The 1,227-nt window shown below is 59.8% G+C and carries 1 protein-coding gene and 1 pseudogene; one reads left to right on the top strand and one right to left on the bottom strand.

The window, feature by feature from the left end:
* The coding region (locus tag ASG62_RS20820; RefSeq protein ID WP_162247017.1) for a transposase at positions 1-193 on the top strand (193 nt) is incomplete at its 5' end.
* Positions 194-210: 17 nt separating this feature from the next.
* Here the strand turns inward: ASG62_RS20820 and ASG62_RS28140 are convergent.
* A pseudogene (locus ASG62_RS28140) lies at positions 211-363 on the bottom strand (ATP-binding protein); the annotation flags it as partial.
* Positions 364-1,227 lie beyond the last annotated feature (864 nt).

Raw genomic sequence — 1,227 nt, 5'->3', positions numbered from 1 at the left:
AAAACCCAGCCTGATCGCGTCCTTCGCCCGCGGCATCGCCAGGGATCTCGCCGCCGTGCGCGCTGCCGTCACCGAGCCCTGGTCGAACGGCCAGACCGAAGGGCATGTCAACCGCCTGAAGCTCGTCAAGCGCCAGATGTACGGCCGCGCTAAGCTCGATCTTCTGGAAGCTCGCCTCCTTGGAGCGCCCTGATCGTCATCGAGACTGCGTCAGACCCAAAATTGCACGCCGAATGACACTCTTTTTCTCAGGCTCTCTCCCGTGAGTTCGATGCGATAGGCGTTGTGGACGAGGCGGTCGAGCACGGCGTCGGCGATGGTGGGATTCCCGATGATCTCGTACCAGCGTCCGTCGGCGAGCTGGCAGACGAGTTGCTTGTGGGGACGCTTGCTTTGCTCGCAGCGGCCGCCGGCGCGGCGAAAGCGGATCGACGCTGAGAGTTGCGGCCAGTCGATAGGGTAGAAGCCACGCATTTCGGGTTTGATAGGCACGGGGGGGCGTCCAATTGAGTGCCGACGGCCATGGGCGAAGCGTGTGGAGGATTCTAGCCGAAGCCGGAGTCGCGCGCCAAGAGGCAAACGATGCTGGAATCGGCATTCGCTTTCAAAGTTCTGCGACGGTATCGTTTGAAGGGCATTTGGGGACGCAAGACATGCTGAGAACGAAATCGGCTTCTCGTGTCATTGTCCCCTCCCGACTCCCCGCCGCGACACTCGTACTCATCGTTGGCAACATCGTCTGGATGTTGGTTTTCGGTCTCGATAGCTATGAGTTCGAAGGGGTTACGGCGACGGAGCTCGGCTTTTCGTGCGGACTTCTCGCCTGCGCAATCGCAGTGTGGGCTGTCCTGGGTAGTGCTCGGAAGATAACCGCCCTGCTGGTATGGACCCTGGTTTCCATAGCAGTCGTTCTGACTGAACCGCTGGTTGCCTCGATCCTGATGTGGTTGACGCGCCGACACGGAGTCTTACTCAACCTTGAGACGGATGAAAGTCTTCCGTGGTTCTCGGAGATGTCGCAGCGTCACGATCGAGGCTCGAGCGAAAGGCAAGGCATCCGGCCATGAAGTGCGGCCAGTCCGGTACAGCGATCTTCGGATCTAGCGGTTCGGGCAGGAGCGACCACAGTTGGGACTGTCAGGAGTTCTGTGCGGGAGGTCATGATGATGGAAAGGAAAGGACCATCGCATGGCTATCGACAAAGAGCTTTTGGACCAGCTTCTGGCG

The organism is Aureimonas sp. Leaf427, from assembly GCF_001425485.1.
GTDB lineage: Bacteria > Pseudomonadota > Alphaproteobacteria > Rhizobiales > Rhizobiaceae > Plantimonas.
Note: the sequence above shows the minus strand (reverse complement) of the source record. Positions and strands in the feature narration are given on the sequence as shown.